The 19,032-nt window shown below is 73.3% G+C and carries 15 protein-coding genes; 4 read left to right on the forward strand and 11 right to left on the reverse strand.

Annotated features, from left to right (window positions below; all coding sequences use genetic code 11):
- Positions 1 to 2: 2 nt before the first annotated feature.
- The 5 genes from phaZ to JKP76_RS06640 all read right to left on the reverse strand — a co-directional run bounded on the left by phaZ (position 3) and on the right by JKP76_RS06640 (position 6,577).
- Positions 3 to 827: a poly(3-hydroxyalkanoate) depolymerase gene (gene phaZ / locus JKP76_RS06620; RefSeq protein ID WP_200490049.1), complete on the reverse strand. Its 825-nt coding sequence runs from the start codon at positions 825 to 827 to the stop codon at positions 3 to 5.
- Complete coding sequence (locus tag JKP76_RS06625; protein ID WP_200490050.1) at positions 811 to 2,514, reverse strand: alpha/beta hydrolase; 1,704 nt, start codon at positions 2,512 to 2,514, stop codon at positions 811 to 813. The genes phaZ and JKP76_RS06625 overlap by 17 nt, the downstream gene beginning before the upstream one ends.
- A 74-nt stretch (positions 2,515 to 2,588) precedes the next feature.
- On the reverse strand, positions 2,589 to 3,770 hold the full coding sequence (locus JKP76_RS06630) for an acyl-CoA dehydrogenase family protein (RefSeq protein WP_200490051.1): 1,182 nt from the start codon (positions 3,768 to 3,770) through the stop codon (positions 2,589 to 2,591).
- A 145-nt stretch (positions 3,771 to 3,915) separates the two neighbouring features.
- On the reverse strand, positions 3,916 to 4,965 hold the full coding sequence (locus JKP76_RS06635; protein WP_200490052.1) for a YihY/virulence factor BrkB family protein: 1,050 nt from the start codon (positions 4,963 to 4,965) through the stop codon (positions 3,916 to 3,918).
- A 106-nt stretch (positions 4,966 to 5,071) separates the two neighbouring features.
- Positions 5,072 to 6,577, reverse strand: a complete 1,506-nt coding sequence (locus JKP76_RS06640) for an MFS transporter (protein WP_200490053.1) — start codon at positions 6,575 to 6,577, stop codon at positions 5,072 to 5,074.
- Between the two features lie 214 nt (positions 6,578 to 6,791).
- Here JKP76_RS06640 and JKP76_RS06645 point away from each other — a divergent pair, with 214 nt between their 5' ends.
- On the forward strand, positions 6,792 to 6,941 hold the full coding sequence (locus JKP76_RS06645) for a hypothetical protein (RefSeq protein ID WP_200491437.1): 150 nt from the start codon (positions 6,792 to 6,794) through the stop codon (positions 6,939 to 6,941).
- A gap of 126 nt (positions 6,942 to 7,067) precedes the next feature.
- Here JKP76_RS06645 and JKP76_RS06650 read toward each other — a convergent pair whose 3' ends face one another.
- The 3 genes from JKP76_RS06650 to JKP76_RS06660 form a co-directional block, all read right to left on the reverse strand.
- Complete coding sequence (locus JKP76_RS06650; RefSeq protein WP_200490054.1) at positions 7,068 to 8,864, reverse strand: acyl-CoA dehydrogenase; 1,797 nt, start codon at positions 8,862 to 8,864, stop codon at positions 7,068 to 7,070.
- A gap of 93 nt (positions 8,865 to 8,957) precedes the next feature.
- Entirely contained in the window at positions 8,958 to 10,709 is a 1,752-nt protein-coding gene (locus JKP76_RS06655; protein ID WP_200490055.1) for an MDR family MFS transporter, read from the reverse strand.
- Positions 10,706 to 11,206, reverse strand: a complete 501-nt coding sequence (locus JKP76_RS06660; RefSeq protein WP_200490056.1) for a MarR family winged helix-turn-helix transcriptional regulator — start codon at positions 11,204 to 11,206, stop codon at positions 10,706 to 10,708. The genes JKP76_RS06655 and JKP76_RS06660 overlap by 4 nt, the downstream gene beginning before the upstream one ends.
- Positions 11,207 to 11,399: 193 nt before the next feature.
- On the opposite strand from JKP76_RS06660, the gene hrpA reads away from it, so the two are divergent.
- Together hrpA and JKP76_RS06670 are read left to right on the forward strand one after the other, a co-directional pair.
- On the forward strand, positions 11,400 to 15,338 hold the full coding sequence (hrpA, locus tag JKP76_RS06665) for an ATP-dependent RNA helicase HrpA (protein ID WP_200490057.1): 3,939 nt from the start codon (positions 11,400 to 11,402) through the stop codon (positions 15,336 to 15,338).
- Between the two features lie 92 nt (positions 15,339 to 15,430).
- Positions 15,431 to 15,595 carry a hypothetical protein gene (locus JKP76_RS06670; protein WP_200490058.1) on the forward strand — a complete coding sequence of 55 codons (165 nt, stop codon included), beginning with the start codon at positions 15,431 to 15,433 and terminating at the stop codon, positions 15,593 to 15,595.
- An 87-nt stretch (positions 15,596 to 15,682) separates the two neighbouring features.
- Here JKP76_RS06670 and JKP76_RS06675 read toward each other — a convergent pair whose 3' ends face one another.
- Positions 15,683 to 17,017 (reverse strand): sulfate adenylyltransferase subunit 1, encoded by a 1,335-nt coding sequence (locus JKP76_RS06675; protein ID WP_242471210.1) that lies wholly within the window; start codon positions 17,015 to 17,017, stop codon positions 15,683 to 15,685.
- A 68-nt stretch (positions 17,018 to 17,085) separates the two neighbouring features.
- Between JKP76_RS06675 and JKP76_RS06680 the strand changes: the two genes are divergently transcribed.
- A complete protein-coding gene (locus tag JKP76_RS06680) occupies positions 17,086 to 17,310 on the forward strand; it encodes a hypothetical protein (protein WP_200490059.1) in 225 nt (74 codons plus the stop codon).
- Here JKP76_RS06680 and cysD read toward each other — a convergent pair.
- Both cysD and JKP76_RS06690 read right to left on the reverse strand, forming a co-directional pair.
- The gene (gene cysD / locus JKP76_RS06685; protein WP_200490060.1) at positions 17,301 to 18,209 is read right to left on the reverse strand and encodes a sulfate adenylyltransferase subunit CysD; all 909 of its coding nucleotides are present in this window, start codon (positions 18,207 to 18,209) and stop codon (positions 17,301 to 17,303) included. The genes JKP76_RS06680 and cysD overlap by 10 nt on opposite strands.
- A gap of 84 nt (positions 18,210 to 18,293) precedes the next feature.
- Positions 18,294 to 19,031, reverse strand: coding sequence for an inositol monophosphatase family protein (locus tag JKP76_RS06690; protein WP_309229935.1), 738 nt, complete (start codon positions 19,029 to 19,031; stop codon positions 18,294 to 18,296).
- Between the last annotated feature and the right edge of the window lies 1 nt (position 19,032).

The raw sequence follows: 19,032 nt of genomic DNA on the forward strand, positions 1-19,032 counted from the left end.
CGTCAGGCGTCCAGGAACTCCTCCACCACGGGCGCGAGCTCGCCTGCCTCGGTGACCAGCGCGATGTGCCCGCCGCGGTAGACGTGCAGCCGGGCGCGCGGCAGCAGGCGGGCCATGATGCGCGCGTTGACCACCGGCACGATCGGGTCGTCGTCGCCGGCCAGCACGAGGGTCGGCTGCCGGATGAGCTGGAGGAACGGCAGGCTGCTCCAGCCGGTGCTGGCGGCCAGCTGGAAGTAGTAGCCGCGCCGCGGCCCCAGCCGGGTGGCGGCGTGCAGCGCGACGGCGGCGCGCTCCGGATCGGCCCGCATGGTGCCGCCGTAGATGTCCCCGGCGATGCGTCGGGCGTAGCCGGGGTCGCGGTGCCGGCGCGGGGTGAGCATCCGGCCGAGCACCCGCGGGTGGGCCGGCACCATGAGCGAGCCGGTCCCCGTGGCGGTGAGGACGAGCCGTCGGCACCGGCGCCGGTGCTGGGCGGCGAAGTGCTGGGCCAGGCCGCCGCCCCAGGAGAGCCCGAGGACGTCGACGGCGCCGGGGAACCCGAGCCGGGTCAGCATCCCGCCCACGACCGGGCCGAAGGTGGCCAGTGTGTACGGCACGACCGGGGGCGGCGACCCGCCGACGCCCGGCACGTCGAACCGGATCACCGTGCGCCGCGGGTCCAGCGCGTCGACGAAAGGCTGCAGCACCTCGAGGCTCGCGCCGATCCCGTTCATCAGCAGCAGCGGCGGGACGTCGTCGTCGGTGCCGGGTCGCACCGCCGTGCGCAGCGTCCGGCCGCCGACGGTGACCGACCGGACCCGCTCGCGGCTACTTGTCGAAGACATAGGTCCCGGGCGCCTCGCCGAGCACCTGCAGGCCGCCGGCCAGGTCGGTCGGCGCCGGCACCTGCTTCCCGGTCCGCTCGTCCAGCCAGGCGGTGAAGTCCGGCCACCACGAGCCCTTCTCCGTACGGGCGGAGGCCAGCCACTTCTCGGGGTCCGGCGGGGTCTCGTCGGCGACCTGGAAGGTGGACTTCGGGTTGCCCGGCGGGTTCACCAGCGAGGCGATGTGCCCGCTGGTCGAGAGGATGAACCGGCTCTCCCCGCCCAGCAGCTGGGTGCTGCGGTAGCAGGCCTGCCACGGGCACAGGTGGTCGGCGATGCCCGCCGTGACGTAGGTGTCGACGGTGACCGAGGACAGGTCGACGGGGCTGCCGAGCATCGTCGCCGTCCCCGGATCGGTGAGGGAGTTGCCCAGCGCGACGTCGATGAAGTCGCGGTGCAGCCCCGCGCTCATGCGGGTCGTGTCGGCGTTCCAGAACAGGATGTCGAAGTTCGGCGGCGGCTTGCCCTGCAGGTAGTTGTTGACCCAGTAGTTCCAGATCAGGTCGTTGGGGCGCAGCCAGGCGAACACCTCGGCCAGCTGCGCCCCGTCGAGGTAGCCCTTCTGCTGCGAGCGCTCGGTCGCCGCCCGCACCGACTCCTCGTCCATGAGCGCCGAGACCGTGCCCGCCCGCGCCCAGTCCAGCACGGTGACGGCGAAGCTGGCCGCGCTCACCCGGTCCTGCCGGCCGGTGGCCGCCAGGTGGGCCAGCACCATCGCGGTGATGATGCCGCCGGAGCAGAACGCCTGGAGGGCCACCCGCCCGTTGCCCGAGGCCTGCTCGACGGCGTCCATGGCGTCGAGCAGCGCCTGCCCGTAGGTGTCCAGGCCCCAGTCGGCGTGCCGCTCGTCCGGGTTCCGCCAGGAGATCATGAACACCTGGTGGCCGGCGGCCACGTAGTGCTCGACGATGCTCCGGCCGGGCGCGAGGTCGGCGATGTAGTACTTGTTGATCGTCGGCGGCACCATGAGCAGCGGCACCTCGCGCACGGTCTCCGTCGTCGGCCGGTAGCGGATCAGCTCGAAGACGTCGGTGCGGAAGACGACGACGCCCGGCGTCACCGCGAGGTCCTCGCCGACGGTGAACGCGTCGGGCTCCACCATGGAGGGCACCCGCGGCGGGGCGGCGAGGTCGGTGGCCATCCGCCGCAGGCCGCGGACGACGTTCTTGCCGCCGGTGTCGATCAGCGCCTTCCAGCCCAGCGGGTTGAGCACCGGCACGTTGGACGGCGCGAGGGCGTCGACCAGGTTGGTGGCGGTGAAGCGGATCCGCTCGTCGTCCTGCCAGTCCAGGTCGGCGTCCTCGATCAGCTCCCAGGTCGCCCGCGCCGTGGCCAGGTGGGTCTGCATCGCCCGGCGCAGCAGCGGGTTGCCCGACCAGGCGGGGTCGGCGAACCGCTTGTCCTTGCGCCCGGGCGCGAGCTCCGAGCGGCCGAGGGTGATCAGGCCCAGCTCGCGGGCCAGCTCGGCGCTGCGGCGGGCCACGCTGCCGGGCTGGCGGGCGAGGGCGGCGCCGAAGCGCAGCGCCGTCCCGGCGGGCGGGACGAGCCGGCGCAGCGGCCCGCGGGCGGCGTCCACCAGCACCATGTCCAGGCCCATCGCGGCATCGGCCGCCCCCTCGGGGACCTCGGACTGCGCCGTCGTCGCCATGCTCGCTCCTCTGCGCCGGGGGTGTGATCCAGTTCACTGAAGCACACCTCCCGGCGCGGGGCAGGGGACGCAGGTCAGACGATCGCGCTGGTCCCCGTGACCGCCCGTCCGACGATCAGCGTGTTCACCTCGCGGGTGCCCTCGTAGGAGTAGATCGCCTCGGCGTCGGCGGCGAACCGGCCCACGTGGTTCTCCAGCAGGATGCCGTTGCCGCCCATCAGCTCCCGGGCGTAGCCGACCGTCTCGCGCATCCGCATCGTGCAGAACGCCTTGGCCAGCGACGCCTGCTCGTCGGTCATCGTGTCGTCGTCCTGGAGCTGGGAGAGCCGGGCGCACATGGCCGCCGAGGCGGTGATGTTGCCGAGCATCCGCACCAGCAGGTCCTGCACCAGCTGGAACTCCGCGATCGGCTGGCCGAACTGCTCGCGCTCGGTGGCGTACCGCAGCGCGTGCTCGTAGGCGCCCCGCGAGCAGCCGACCGAGGACCACGCGACGCCGGCGCGGGTCATCTTCAGCACCTTGGCGGTGTCGCGGAAGCTGTTCGCCTCCTGCAGCCGGTTCTCCTCCGGCACCCGCACGTCCTCGAGGGTGATCAGCGCGTTCTGCACCACCCGCAGCGCGATCTTGTCCTCGAGGTCGACGGCGGTGAAGCCCGGCGTCCCCTTCTCGACGACGAAGCCGAGCACCTGCTCGGACTCCTCGTCCTTGGCCCAGATGATGATCAGGTCGGCGAAGCTGGCGTTGCCGATCCACTTCTTCTGGCCGTTGAGCACCCAGGTGTCGCCCTCGCGCCGGCAGGTGGTCTGCGCGCCGCGGGCGATGTCGGAGCCGGCCTCGGGCTCGGTGAGGCCGAAGGCGCCGATGAGCTCCATGCGCGCCATCGCCGGTAGCCAGCGCTCCTTCTGCTCCTCGGAGCCGCACAGGTAGATCGAGCCCATGGCCAGCCCGCCGTGCACGCCCATGAAGGTGGAGATGGAGGCGTCGCCCCGGGAGAGCTCCATCGCGACCATGCCGTCGAACAGCGACGAGCGGCCCGGGCAGCCGTAGCCGGTGTACGGGTTGCCGGCGATGCCCAGCTCGGCCAGGCCCGGGACGAGCTCGTGCGGGAACTCGCCGCGGGTCCAGTACCCGTTGATGATCGGCTCGACCTGCTCGTCCATGAAGGCCCGCACGCGGTGCAGCAGCGCCCGCTCGTCGTCGGTCAGCAGCGCCTCGAGGTCGTAGAAGTCCGAGGTCACCGGCGGGGCGTCGCTCATGGGGGTCGTGCCTCCTGCAGTCGTGGGTCGTCGCTGCCCCCTACCCAAGATCAACGTCTCGAACGCGCGAGGGCGGGGAACCGGGGCTCCGGACCGCTGCCGGGAGCCCCGATTCCCCGCCCTCGACGGGGGGTGACGACGTCCGTCAGGTCGTCTGCTTGTCCTTCGGGTTGGCGCGGGCGTCGAGCTGGATCTCCTTCTCGGCCCTCGGGACGCCCTCCTTCAGCTCCTTGGTCCGCTCGATCTCCGCGTCGAGCTCGATGCCGAACAGCAGCGACACGTTGATCAGCCAGAACCAGATCAGGAAGATCACGACGCCGGCGAGGGCGCCGTAGGTCTTGTTGTAGCTGCCGAAGTTGGCGACGTAGAACGCGAACGCGGCCGAGGCCACGATCGCGACCAGGATCGCCACGCCGGCGCCGGGGCTGACCCACTTGAAGCCGCGCAGCTTCACGTTCGGCGTCGAGTAGTAGAGGACGGCGATCATCAGCGCGAGCACGACCAGCACGACCGGCCACTTCGCGATGTTCCAGATCGTCTGCCCGGTCTCGCCGACCCCGATGGCCTCGCCGATCGCGTCGACGACGGGGCCGCTGAGCACCAGCAGCGCCAGGATGACGGCGGCGAACAGGATGCCGACGAGCGTGATGAGCAGCTGGAGCGGCTTGAGCTTCCAGACCTTGCGCCCCTCGGGCGTCTCGTAGACGACGTTCGCGGCGCGGGTGAACGCGCCGACGTAGCCCGACGCCGACCAGACGGCGGCGGCGAGACCGAACACCAGCGCGAACCCGGCGGTGCCGGAGTTGCCCGCGATCTGCTGGATGGCCGGGTCGAGGGTGTCCGCGGCGTCCGCGGGGACGACCTCGGTGAGCGCGTCGGTGAGCTGCTGCGGGTCGGTGAGCAGGCCGACGATCGAGACCAGCGCGATCAGCGCGGGGAACATCGCCAGGACGCCGTAGTAGGTGAGCGCGGCGGCCCAGTCGGTGAGGTTGTCCTCGCTGAACTCCTTGGCGGTCCGCTTGAGGGTGCCGCCGGTGGTCGGCTTCGGATCGGCGCCGACGGGGGCGTAGTCGGCCCGTGTCCCGCTGATCCTGTCGTTGTCCGGCGCGGGGTCGGCCGAGGCGGTGTTGCCCTCGAAGCGGGCCTCGCTGGTGGAGTTGCTCGTGTTGCTCGACGAGCCGGTGGGTCGGGTCATGGAGTCCTCCGGGACGGGGAAGGCGCGGAGCCCTCGATCAGGGAGGGAGGTGCCCCGGACCGTCCGGTTCCATGCCACCGGCCCGCGCGCCGTTGCCGAACGGAGATCAGCGCAGGCCGGACACCGGCGACCACTCGCCCGCCCCGGCGGTGGCCTCCTCGACCGCGGCGAGCGGGTCGGGGCGCCGCGGCCGGGCGGCGCGGCGGTCGGCCCGCAGGCCCAGCAGGGCGGCGACCAGGATCGCGACGGCGGCGCCCATGCCGATGGCGCCCACGAGGGTGAAGGCGACGTCGCGGGGGAGGCCGGTGGCGGCGTCGAGGTGGGCGGCGATGATCGTGACCGCCAGGGCGCTGCCGAGCGCCTGCCCGACCGAGCGGGCGATCGAGTTGATCGCGTTGGCCACGCCCGTCTCGTCCTCGTGCACGGCCTGCACGACGAGCGAGGGGAGGGCGGCGTAGGCGACGGTGACCGCCACCTGCGTGAGCAGGCCCGCGGCGATGACCGCCCACGACTGGCTGCGGAACCAGGTGAGCAGCACGAACCCGGCCAGCCCGACCGTCCACCCGACGACGAGCGTCGGCAGGCCGCCGAAGCGGGTCACCACGGAGCCGGCGAACGGCGCGAGCAGCACGCCGACGATCCCGCCGGGCAGCAGGTAGACCACCGTCGCCTCGAGCACCGAGGCGTCGAAGCCGTAGCCGGTGACCGCCGTCGGGCTCTGCACGTACTGGAGGACGGCGAGGAACGAGGCGAACATCGCGACGCCGGTGAGCATGCCGACGACGTTCGGCACGATCGTGCGCCGGTCGGCCAGCATGGCGGGGCGGACCAGCGGCTCGGCCAGCCGCCGCTGCAGCACCGCCCACCCGCTCAGGACGACGACCGAGCCCGCCAGGCAGCCCAGCGTGGCGGCCGATGACCAGCCCCACGCGTTGCCCTGCGAGACGAACAGCAGCAGCAGCGACAGCCCCGCGCCCAGGACGGCGGCACCCCACCAGTCGACGCCCCCGGAGGCGGTGGCGGTCCGGCGGGGCAGCAGCCGCACCGCCAGGACGAGGGCGGCCAGCGTGATGACCAGCCCGATCCAGAACGGGCGGCGGTAGTCGGTGCCGTCGCCGGCGAGCAGGCCGGTCGCGACCAGCCCGGCCACGCCGCCGACGCCGAGGGTGCTGCTCACCACGGACATCGCCGTCCCCAGCCGGCGCTCGGGCAGCTCGCGGCGCAGCACGCTGATCGACAGGGGGAACAGCCCGTACGAGGCGCCCTGCAGCACGCGGGCCAGGAGCAGCAGCGGCAGCGACTCGGTGGCGATCGCCAGCACCGTGCCCGCGGCGACCGTGACGAGGATGCCGATGATCACCGGCCGCTCGCCCCTGAGGTCGCCGAGCCGGCCCAGCACCGGCGTGAGGACGGCCGCCGCCAGCAGGTTGGCGGTCAGCACCCAGCCCGCGGCGCCCGGGGAGACGTCGAGCTGCTCGCCGATCCGGTCGAGCACGGGCACGACGAGGCTCTGCAGCAGCGACAGCACGGTGACGACCAGGGAGAGGCCGAGCACCAGGGCGACGGTGGCGGCCGAACCCGCGCGGGGGCGGGGCGGCGCGACGTCGGACACCTCCCGATCAGACCACGCACCCCAGCGCCGTCGTCCGCCCGTGGCGGGAGGCCCCGGGATGACCCTGGTCACACTCCGTCAGGTGAGGTGCACAACTCGAGGATTGGAATCGGTCGGGACGGGGGACAGAGGGCTCCGACGACGTGCCGCCGTCCCTGTCCCGACGGCGGCTGGAACTTGGGGGAGAACAACAAACATGGTGATGTGGCCGGCCGTGACGCTGATCGGTTTCCTGGTGCTGACGGCCCTGGTGATCGCGATGGGCACCCAGTCCACCGCCCGCTACGAGCGGGAGCGCGACGAGCGCACCTCCGGTGCCCGGCACGCCGCTCCCGAGCCGGTCGGCGCGGCGCGAGCCGCCTGACACCCGAACGCCCGGCGCCCCGCCCGCTCCCCCGGAGCCGGCGGGGCGTTCTGCTGCCCGGGGGGACTTTCGGTACCGAAAGTCCCGGGCCCTTCCGGACTTTCGGTACATAAAGTCCGGGTGGGGTCAGAGGACGGCGGGGTCGACGTCCAGGACGGTGCGGTCCAGCGACTCCAGCAGGTCGAATTGCGGGCCGGTCTTCGGGAGCTCCCAGCGCCAGAAGTAGCGGGCCGCGGCCCGCTTGCCGTCGTAGAAGGCGTCGGTGCCGTCGCCCGTGGCCAGTGCCTGCTCGAGCCACAGCCAGGCGACGACGACGTGCCCGGCCGCCTCGAGGTAGACGTGCGCGTTGGCCAGGGCGAGGTCCGGGTCCCCGGTGCCCCAGAGCGTCGCGGTGACCGCGCCCAGCCGGGCGACCGCGGCGTCGAGGTCCGCGGCGAAGCCCGCCCACTCGGTGCCGGCGGCGCGCGCCGTCGTCGCCGTGATCGACTCCGCGAGCAGCCGCAGCCCGGCACCGCCCTGGAGCACGACCTTGCGGCCGAGCAGGTCCAGGGCCTGGATGCCCTGCGTGCCCTCGTGGATGGGGTTGAGCCGGTTGTCCCGGTAGAACTGCTCGACCGGGTAGTCGCGGGTGTAGCCGTAGCCGCCGTGCACCTGGATGGCGAGGTCGTTGGCGACCGGGCCCCACTGCGAGGGCCACGCCTTGGCGATCGGGGTGAGCGTGTCCAGCAGCAGGTGGGCGCGGTCGCGCTCCTCGGGGCTGCCGGCGGTCTGCTCCTCGTCGACCAGGCGGGCGCAGTAGAGGCCCAGCGCCAGGCCGCCCTCGGCGTAGCTCTTGGCGGCCAGCAGCATCCGGCGGACGTCGGGGTGCTCGATGATCGGCACCATCGGCGAGGCCGGGTCCTTCGCCGCCGGGGGCCGGCCCTGGGTGCGGGTGCGGGCGTACTCGAGCGCGTGCAGGTAGCCGGTGCAGCCGAGGGCGCTCGCGCCCATCCCGACCCCGATCCGCGCCTCGTTCATCATGTGGAACATGGCGGCCAGGCCGCGGTTCTCCTCGCCCACGAGGTAGCCGACCGCGCCGGGCCGCCCGCCCGGGGTGTGCACGCCCTCGCCGAAGTTCAGCAGCGTGTTCGTCGTCCCGCGGTAGCCCATCTTGTGGTTGAGCCCGGCCAGGACGACGTCGTTGCGCTCGCCGAGCGACCCGTCGTCCCCGACCAGGAACTTGGGGACGACGAACAGCGAGATGCCCTTCACGCCGGCCGGGCCGCCCGGGACCTTGGCCAGCACCAGGTGGACGATGTTCTCGGTCAGCTCGTGGTCGCCGCCGGAGATCCACATCTTGTTGCCGGTCAGCCGGTACGTGCCGTCGTCCTGCCGCTCGGCGCGGGTGGTGATGTCGGCCAGCGAGGAGCCGGCCTGCGGCTCCGACAGGGCCATCGTGCCGAACCAGCGGCCCTCGACCATGGGCCCGACGAAGGTGTCGATCTGCTCCCGGCTGCCGTGCGCGAGCAGCAGCCGCGCGTTGGCCATCGTGAGGAACGGGTAGCCCGACGTGCCGACGTTCGCGGCCAGGAACCAGGCGAGCACGGCCTGCCCGACGGTCTGCGGCAGCTGCATGCCGCCGAACTCCTCGTCGAACGTGCCGGCCATCAGCCCGGCCTCGCCGAACACCGCCAGTGCCCGCGCGACCTCCGGCACCAGCACGACCCGGCCGTCGACGACGTGCGGCTCGTTCTCGTCGGCCAGCCGGTTGTGCGGCGCGAAGTGCTCGGTGGCGATCCGCTCCGCGAGCTCCAGGACGGCGTCGAACGTCTCGCGCGAGTGCTCGGCGAACCGCTCCCGCTTCGTCAGCCCCTCGACGTCCAGCCACTCGTGCAGCAGGAACTCGAGGTCCCGCCGGGACAGGATGAGCGACGAAGCGGCCATGAGGTCAGTGTGCGACGGAAGCGCAAGGGCGGGGTACCGGGGCTCCGCGGTGACGTCGGATGCCCGGATACCCCGCCCTCGTGGCGGCGTCGGTCAGGTGGAGGAGCTGCCCCCGGGGCGGCCGGCCGGCGGCGGGGTGGACGTCGGGGCGGCGGCGCCGACGGCCTCGACGGCCTGCTCGCCGGCGTCGTCCTCGTCCGTGGGCGCCTGCCCGGCGGACTCCCGGGCGGCCTGGAACCCGGCCTTGTCGGCCAGCTTCAGCTGCGGCAGGAACAGGAAGACGAAGAAGCCGATCGCGACCACGCCCGCGGCGATGAGGAACACCAGGTCGATGGTGTCGGTGAAGCCCTCGCGGAAGGGGTTCACCAGCAGCGGGAACTCGGCGATCCGGGTGGTGTCGGCCAGCAGGCCGTCCATCCCGCCCTGCTGGAGCTGACCCGCCTGCGCGGCGGCGTCGGGGTTCGCCCGGGCCACCTCGCCGATCCGCTCGCCGACGTCGGTGGGCAGCCGGGTGAACAGGACCGACAGGAAGGCCGCGGTGCCGATGGTGCCGCCGATCTGGCGGAAGAAGGTCACCGACGAGGTGGCCACCCCGATCTCCCGCGGGGAGACGGCGTTCTGGACGGCGAGGATGACCGGCTGGAAGTTGAAGCCCAGGCCCAGGCCCATCATCAGCATGAACGGGACCATCTGCCAGATCGAGGTGTCTGCCTCGACGACGACCGACAGCGACAGCAGCGCGACCACCATCAGCGCGACGCCGACCAGCGGGAACGCCTTGTACCGGCCGGTCTTGGAGATCGTGATCCCGGAGATGATGCCGCCGCTCATGATGCCCAGGACCAGCGGCGTCATCTGCAGGCCGGCGACGGTGGGGCTGGAGCCGTGCACGATCTGCAGGTACTGGGGGAGCAGCAGCAGCCCGCCGAACATGCCGGCGCCCATGACGACCGAGCCGATCCCGCTCACGGTGAAGGTGCGGTTGCGGAACAAGCGCAGCGGCAGCAGGGCGTCGTCCCGGTAGGCGCGCTCGGCGGCCATGAACAGCAGGAAGCCGACGGCGCCGATGGCGTAGCAGGTCAGCGCCCGGCCGGAGACCCAGCCCCAGGTGCGGCCCTGCTCGGCGATGACGAGCAGCGGCACCAGGAAGGTGATCAGCGCCAGCGCCCCGGGCCAGTCGATGCGGTGCTCGCGGCGCTGGTGCGGCAGGTGCAGCACCCGCCAGACGGTGACGAACGCGATCGCGCCCAGGGGGACGTTGACGTAGAAGATCCAGCGCCAGCCGTCCAGGCCGAGGAGGGTGCCCTGCCCGGCGAAGAAGCCGCCGATGACCGGCCCGAGCACGCTCGAGGAGCCGAAGACGGCCATGAAGTAGCCCTGGTACCGCGAGCGCTCCCGCGGCGCGACGATGCTGCCGATGATGACGAAGGCCAGCGACATCAGGCCGCCGGCGCCGATGCCCTGCACGGCCCGGAAGACGGCCAGCTGGTACATCGTGTCGGCCATGCCGCACAGCACCGAGCCGACGACGAAGATGCCGATCGCGAACAGGTAGAACGGCCGCGGCCCGTAGATGTCGGAGAGCTTCCCGTACAGCGGGGTGGCGATCGTCGAGGTGATGAGGAACGCCGTCGTCGCCCAGGCCTGCAGGTCGTAGCCCTGCAGGTCGTCGGCGATCGTGCGGATGGCGGTCGAGACGACGGTCTGGTCCAGCGCGGCCAGGAACATCGCGACCATGAGTCCGACGAGGATCGTGACGATCTGGCGGTGGCTGAACGAGCCGTCGGCGCCGGGGGCCGCGGCGGCGCGGCGGGCCTCCCGGTCGGTCGCGGAGGTGGTGCTCATCGCAGGTCTCCCGGTGCGGGGGTGATGGCGTCACCCGGCAGGGCGGCGGCGAGGTCGTCGAGGAAGCGGCCCAGGAGGGCCGAGAAGGTGGCGAGGTCGTCGGGGGCCCAGCCGGCGGTGATCCGCCGGACGACGGCGGCGCGGTCGCGCCCCAGCTGCTCGAGGGCGCTGGTGCCGGCGTCGGTGACGACCAGCTGCGTCGCCCGGCCGTCGGACTCGTCGGCCACCCGGCGCACCAGGCCCTCGTCCACGAGCGCGGCGACGTGCCGGCTGACCGTCGAGGGGTCGGCCCGCACGTGCTCGGCGAGCGCGCCCTGGCGCAGCGGGCCGAGGCGGGCCAGCGGGGTCAGCAGCACGAGGGCGGCCCGGTCGCGCGGATCGGTGGAGAGGTGCACCTTCGCCGCGGAGATCAGCCGCAGGAAACGGGGCAGCTGCTCGGAGAGCTGGTCCAGGGTGCGGTCGCGCGGCACCGCGGCGGTGTCGGCAGCGCTGGTCATGGCGGCCCTTCGGCAGGAGGGGGAACGGCGACCAGCGTACGAGCAGTTGTTGGATGCAAGCATCCAGTTGCAGGGTGCATCCACGGTGATCCTGGTGACACGACGGGTGCTGCGCCCCGGCAGTGGGATCCTGGGTTCGGGTGGCGCGAGCCGCCGGTACCCCTGACACCCCCGAGAGGAACGCGAGCGCCCGGTGAGTTCTGCCCAGGACGACCTCCGCGCGCGCCTCCCCGGCCTCACGCTCGCCGACGAGCACCGGCTGCGCCGGCGCCTCGACGGGCTGCGCACCACCCGCGACCCCGCCCGGCGCGAGGAGCAGCGCGCGCGCATCGCCGCCGACGTCGTTGCCGCGGAGGAGCGGATCGCGCGGCGCCGGGCCGCCGTCCCGGTGATCAGCTATCCCGAGGACCTGCCGGTCAGCGCGCGCCGCGAGGACATCGCCGCGGCGCTGTGGGACGCGCAGGTCGTCGTCGTCGCGGGCGAGACCGGCTCGGGCAAGACCACGCAGCTCCCCAAGATCGCCCTCGAGCTCGGCCGCGGCGTCCGGGGCCGGATCGGGCACACCCAGCCGCGCCGGATCGCCGCGCGCAGCGTCGCCGAGCGGATCGCCGAGGAGCTGGGCACACCCCTGGGCGAGGCCGTCGGCTACAAGATGCGCTTCAACGACCAGGTCTCCGACGACACCCTGGTCAAGCTCATGACCGACGGCGTGCTGCTGGCCGAGATCCAGCGCGACCGGCTGCTGCGCCAATACGACACGATCATCCTGGACGAGGCCCACGAGCGGAGCCTCAACATCGACTTCCTGCTCGGGTACCTCGCGCAGATCCTGCCGCGGCGCCCGGACCTGAAGCTGGTCATCACCTCGGCGACCATCGACGTCGAGCGGGTGGCCGCGCACTTCGAGGGCGCCCCGATCGTCGAGGTCAGCGGCCGCACCTACCCCGTCGAGGTGCGCTACCGCCCCGTCGTCGACCCGGACGACCCGGACTCCGACGACGAGCGCGACCAGGTCACCGCGATCGTCGACGCCGTCGACGAGCTCGTGGCCGAGGGGCCGGGGGACATCCTGGTGTTCCTCGCCGGCGAGCGGGAGATCCGGGACACCCAGGACGCGCTGGCCGAGCGGGCGCTGCCGTACACCGAGATCGTCCCGCTGTACTCGCGGCTGTCGGCCGCCGACCAGCACAAGGTCTTCGCCCCGCACACGGGACGGCGGATCGTGCTGGCCACCAACGTCGCCGAGACCTCGCTGACCGTGCCGGGCATCCGGTACGTCATCGACCCGGGCACCGCGCGCATCTCGCGGTACAGCCATCGGACCAAGGTGCAGCGGCTGCCGATCGAGGCGGTCAGCCAGGCCTCGGCCCGGCAGCGCTCCGGGCGCTGCGGTCGGCTGGGCCCGGGCATCGCGATCCGGCTCTACAGCGAGGACGACTTCGACGCGCGCCCGGAGTTCACCGACCCGGAGATCCTGCGCACCAACCTGGCGTCGGTGCTGCTGCAGATGGCCGCCCTCGACCTCGGCGCGGTCGAGGAGTTCCCGTTCGTCGACCCGCCGGACCGCCGCGCCGTCGCCGACGGCCTGGCCCTGCTCGAGGAGCTCGGGGCGCTCGACGAGCACGGCACGCTGACGCCGACCGGCCGTTCGCTGGCCGCGCTCCCGCTGGACCCCCGCATCGCGCGGATGGTGGTGGAGGCCGACCGGCGCGGCGTGCTGGAGGAGGTGCTGGTCATCGCGGCCGGCCTCACCATCCAGGACCCGCGCGAGCGGCCGACCGAGCACCAGCAGGCCGCCGACGAGCTGCACCGCCGCTTCGCCGACGAGAACTCCGACTTCCTGGCGCTGCTCAACCTGTGGCGCCACCTGCAGGAGCAGCAGGACCAGCTCAGCGGCAACCAGTTCCGGCGGACGGTGAAGCGCGAGTTCCTGCACTACCTGCGGATCCGCGAGTGGCAGGACCTGCACGGCCAGCTCCGCGGCACCGCCCGGCGGCTCGGGATGACCCTGGGGGAGCCGGCGGCGGAGCCGGACGAGCGCGGCATCACCGCCGCGCTGCTGGCCGGGCTGCTCTCGCACGTCGGGATGCAGGCGGAGCCGGCCAAGACCAGGGACGGCAAGCCGGGACGGCCGGGCCGCGAGTACCTGGGCACCCGGGGCACCCGCTTCGTGCTGGCACCGGGCACGCCGCTGGCGAAGAAGCCGCCGCGCTGGGTGGTCGCCGCCGAGCTGGTGGAGACCAGCCGGCTGTTCGCCCGCACCGTCGCGCGGATCGACCCCGAGACCGTGGAGAAGCTCGCCCACCACCTGGTGAAGCGGCAGTACTCCGAGCCGCGCTGGGACGCGAAGCGCGGCTCCGTCGTCGCCACCGAGCGGGTCACGCTCTACGGGCTGCCGCTCGTCGTCGGCCGGCGGGTCCAGTACGGCTCGATCGACCCGGGAGTCAGCCGCGAGCTGTTCATCCGGCACGCGCTGGTGCAGGGGGAGTGGACGACGCACCACCGGTTCTGGGCGGAGAACGCGCGCGCGATCGAGCAGGTCGCGCAGCTGGAGGAGCGGGCGCGCCGGCGGGACATCGCCGTCGACGACGAGACGCTGTTCGAGCTGTACGACGCGCGCGTCCCGGCCGACGTCGTCTCCACCCGGCACTTCGACAAGTGGTGGAAGCAGGCCCGGCACCGGACGCCGGACCTGCTCACCTTCACGCCGGCGATGCTCACCGACGCCGCGGCCGCCGGGCAGGTGGACCCGACCGACTATCCCGACGCCGTGGAGTTGTCCCAGGGGCTGACCCTGCCGCTGTCGTACGCGTTCGCGCCCGGCGCGCCGCAGGACGGCGTCACCGTCGACGTGCCGCTGGGTGTGCTGGACGCCGTGGCCCAGCGGACGTCGGGGGAGTCGCTGGCGTTCACCGTGCCGGGCGTGCGCGAGGAGCTGGTCACCGCGCTGCTGCGCACGCTGCCCAAGCAGACCCGCCGCTCGCTGGTGCCGATCCCCGACCGGGTGCGCGCGGTCCTGCCGCACATCGACCCGGGCGAGCCGCTGCTGCCGGCGCTCGAGCGGGAGCTGCGGCGCGCGGCCGGCGTCGTCGTCCCACCGGACGCGTGGCAGCCCCAGCAGGTGCCCGACCACCTGCGGGCGACCTTCCGCGTGCTCGACGACCAGCAGCGCCCGCTGGCCACCGGCAAGGACCTCGCCGCGCTCAAGGCGCGGGTCGCCCCGCAGGCGCGGGCCACGCTGGCCGCCGCCGCGGCCTCGGTCGAGCGCAGCCGGATGACCACGTGGGACGTCGGCACCTTGCCGCGGACCGTGGAGGTCCGCCGCGGCGACCACCTGGTGACCGCCCACCCGGCGCTGGTCGAGGAGGAGGGCGGGACCGTCGGCGTCCGCGTCGTCCCCACCGAGGTCGAGGCCACCCGGCTCACCTGGCGCGGGGCGCGGCGGCTGCTGGTGCTGGTCGCCGGCTCGCCCACCAAGCAGGTGGTGAAGACGCTGGGCCCGCGCACCCGGCTGGCGCTGCAGTTCAACCCGGACGGCGAGATCCCCGCGCTGGTCGACGACTGCGTGGACGCCGCCGCCGACGAGCTGATCGCCGCCGCCGGCGGGCCGCCGCGGGACGAGGCGGCGTTCGCCGCCCTGGTGGCGACGGCGAAGCGCGAGCTGCCGTCGCTGACCGCCGACGCCGTCCAGAAGGTGGAGGCGGTGCTGACCCAGGCGCGCGAGGTGGCCGTCGCCATCGGGGCCGCGCCCGGCCGGCGGGTGCCCGAGGCCGCGGTCGCCGACCTGCGCCGCCAGATGACCGGTCTGCTGCACCGCGGGTTCGTCGCCGCGGCCGGCCGTCGTCGGCTGCCCGACCTGGTCCGGTACCTGCGGGCCATGGCGTACCGGCTGGAGAAGCTGCCGGCCAACGCCGTCCGCGACCAGCTGTGGACCGCGCAGATCGAGGCGGTCACCGCCGAGTACGAGCAGCTGCGCGCCCAGGTGCCGGCCACCGGTGCGCCCGACGACCCGGTGGTGCGGGTGCGCTGGATGGTCGAGGAGCTCCGCGTCGGCCTGTTCGCCCAGGGCATCGGCACCCCGCGGCCGATCTCGGAGCAGCGGGTCTACAAGGCCATCGACGCCCTGCTCTGACCTCCACGGCGGAGTGGCACCGGCGCGCTGGTTTGCCGCCGTCCGTGATCGGGGAGGGTCCGGGGGAACACGATCCGAGAGGGAGGACGGCGATGAGCGAGTCGAACAACACTTCTGCCGCGGGTGAGGGCGTCTCCGACGAGGAGATGATCGAGACCGTCGCCGGGCAGACCGACAGCGCTTCGGAGAACGCCGACGTCGCCGGCAAGGACTGGAACGGCAAGGACGAGGCCCCGGCCCCGACCGACCAGGCCTGAGACCAGACGCACCGGGCCCGGCTCCCCCTCGGGGAGCCGGGCCCGGTCGCGTCCCGGGGCAGAAATGGCCATTTCTGCCCTGACGGGTCAGGGGGCGACGAGCATCCCCGCGCCGACGGTGGCGTTGGTGGCCTCGTCGACGAGGATGAACCGGCCGGTCGCCCGGTTACGGGCGTAGTCGTCGACGAACAGCGGCTGCGTGGTGCGCAGCGTGACCCGGCCGATGTCGTTGAGCCCCAGCTCGACGGCGTCGGTGTCGCGGTGCAGCGTGTTCACGTCGAGCCGGTAGCCGACGTCCTTGACCATGGCGCGCACCGAGCGGGTCGTGTGCTTGACCGCCAGCCGCTGGCGCGGGCGCAGCGGCTCGTCGGTCATCCAGCAGATCAGCGCGTCGAGGTCCTGGGTGGCGTGCGGGGCGTTCGCCGGCCGGCAGATGAGGTCCCCGCGGGAGACGTCGAGGTCGTCGGCCAGCCGCACGGTCACCGACATCGGCGGGAACGCCTCGTCCACCGGGCCGCGGGGGCCGTCGATGCCGGCGATCGTCGTCGTCAGGCCGCTGGGCAGCACCTGCACCTCGTCGCCGGTGCGCAGCACGCCGCTGGCGACCCGGCCGGCGTACCCCCGGTAGTCGTGGTGGGCGTCGGACTGCGGGCGGATCACGTACTGCACCGGGAAGCGGGTGTCGACCAGGTTCCGGTCGCTGGCCACGTGCACGTGCTCGAGGTGGTGCAGCAGCGACGGGCCCTCGTACCAGGGCGTGTTCGCCGAGCGGGTGACCACGTTGTCGCCCTGGAGCGCCGAGATCGGGACGACGGTCAGGTCCGGGATGTTCAGCTTCGCGGCGAAGGCGGTGAACTCGTCGCGGATCGCCTCGTAGGCGGCTTCCGACCAGTCGACGAGGTCCATCTTGTTCACGGCGACGACGAGGTGCGGCACCCGCAGCAGCGAGGCGAGGAAGGCGTGCCGCCGGCTCTGCTCGAGCATCCCCTTGCGGGCGTCGACCAGCACGATCGCGAGGTCGGCGGTCGAGGCGCCGGTGACCATGTTGCGCGTGTACTGCACGTGCCCCGGGGTGTCGGCCAGGATGAAGGTGCGCCGCGGCGTCGAGAAGTAGCGGTAGGCGACGTCGATGGTGATGCCCTGCTCGCGCTCGGCCCGCAGACCGTCGGTGAGCAGCGCCAGGTCGACGTAGTCGCCCTTGCTGGCCCGCTCGACCGCCTCGTACTGGTCCTCGAAGACGGCCTTGCTGTCGTAGAGCAGCCGGCCGATCAGCGTGCTCTTGCCGTCGTCGACCGAGCCGGCGGTGGCGATCCGCAGGATGTCCTTGCGGGCCAGGGCGATGTCGTGGGCCTGCTCCGCGGCGGCGGAGTGCAGGTCGACGGGGGGCTCCGGGTGGAGGCCGGGCTCTGCTGCGGCGGTCATCGGTCGCTCTCCTGGCGGGGGACGGCGGGGCGGCGCACCCTGGGGCGCGGGGCCCGGGAGAGGTGCGCATGTTCGTGTTCGCGGTGGCCACGCCCGCGCTGCTGGTCGTCGTCCTGGGCTACGCCGTGGGCTACGCGGCGGGCGCCTGGGTCACCGACCTGCTGGGGACGTCGTCCCCGGTGGTGGCGGAGCGGGTGGGCTGGGGCACCGGGCTGCTGCTGCTGGCCGTCGTCGTGCGCGTCGTGCTGCACCTGCGGCGCCGGCGCACGCGTCGGGAGGGCCATCAGAAGTAGCCCTCCTTCTTGCGGTCCTCCATGGCGGCGTCGCTGACCTTGTCGTCGCCGCGGGTGGCGCCGCGCTCGGTCATCCGGGTCACCGCGATCTCGGCGATGACCTCCTCGACGGTGGTCGCCACGGAGGGGACCGCCGCGGTCAGGTTGGCGTCGCCGACGGTGCGGTAGCGCACGCTCTCGCGACGGGTCTGCTCGCCGTCGCGCGGCCGGATGAACTCGTTGACCGCGTAGAGCATCCCCTGGCGCTCGACGACCTCGCGCTCCTCGGCCAGGTACAGCGGCGGGATCGCGATCTCCTCGCGGAGGATGTACTGCCAGATGTCGAGCTCGGTCCAGTTCGACAGCGGGAAGACGCGGATCGACTCGCCCAGGTGGATCCGGCCGTTGTAGAGGTCCCACAGCTCGGGGCGCTGGTTCTTCGGGTCCCACTGGCCGAACTCGTCGCGGAAGGAGAACATCCGCTCCTTCGCGCGGGCCTTGTCCTCGTCGCGCCGGGCGCCGCCGAACAGCGCGGTGAAGCCGTGCTCCTCGACCGCGTCGAGCAGCACCGGGGTCTGGATCCGGTTGCGGGAGCCGTTGGGCTCCTCCTTGACCGTGCCGGCGGCGATCGCGTCGGGCACCGAGGCCACGACCAGCTGCACGCCGAGCTCGGCGACCCGCTTGTCGCGGAACTCGAGCACCTCGGGGAAGTTCAGCCCGGTGTTCACGTGCATCACCGGGAACGGGATGCGCGCCGGCGCGAACGCCTTGCGGGCGAGCTCCAGCATCACGATCGAGTCCTTGCCGCCGGAGAACAGCAGCACGGGACGTTCGAGCTCGGCGACCACCTCGCGGATCACGTGGATGGACTCGGCCTCCAGCGTCTCGAGCTGGCTGAGCCGGTAGTCGGGCGTGGTCACGTCGCGGAACTCCGGGGGGTTTCGGGGCTGGCTCGTCACAGCACCAACCCCATCGGATCGGTGCGGATTCCCTCCCAGTGTCCGCTATCGCCCGGAGCGCACGGCAGCCAGGATGGGCCCGGCGAGCTCCGGACGGCAGACGACCAGGTCGGGCAGGGAGAGCTCGGCTGCGTTGTAGGCCAGGGGCGAGCCGTCGATCCGGCTGGTGGCCAGCCCGGCGGCGCGGGCGACGGCGACCGGCGCGGCGGAGTCCCACTGGTACATCCCGCCCGAGTGGACGTAGGCGTCGACCTCGCCGCGGACGACGGCGAGCACCTTGTAGCCGGCCGACCCCATCGGCACCAGCTCGCCGCCCAGCGCGGCCGCCACGGCGTCGGCCTCCGCCGGCGGGCGGGTGCGGCTCACCGCGATCCGGACCGGTCCGTCCGCCCGAGCCGGGAGGGCCGGCGGGGGGTCGGTGACGTGCACCTCGCCGAGCCCCGGCAGGGCGACGGCGGACGACGCGAGCTCGCCGTCGGCCCACAGCGCCACGTGCACCGCCCAGTCGGTGCGGCCGTCCTCGCCGTACTCGCGGGTGCCGTCGAGCGGGTCGACGATCCACACCCGGTCGGCGGTCAGCCGCCGCGGGTCGTCGGCGGCCTCCTCGCTCAGGACGGCGTCGCCGGGGCGCTCGGCCGCCAGCACGGCGCTGATCGCCTGCTGCGCGGCGGCGTCACCGGCGTCCCCGAGGGCCCGGCCGGACAGCGCGCCGTCGGCGCGCAGCGCCAGCAGCACGTCGGCCGCCGCGCGGGCGGCCAGGACGGCGACGGCGACGTCGTCCACG

Origin of the sequence: Blastococcus sp. TML/C7B (genome assembly GCF_016612845.1) — a bacterium.
GTDB lineage: Bacteria > Actinomycetota > Actinomycetes > Mycobacteriales > Geodermatophilaceae > Blastococcus.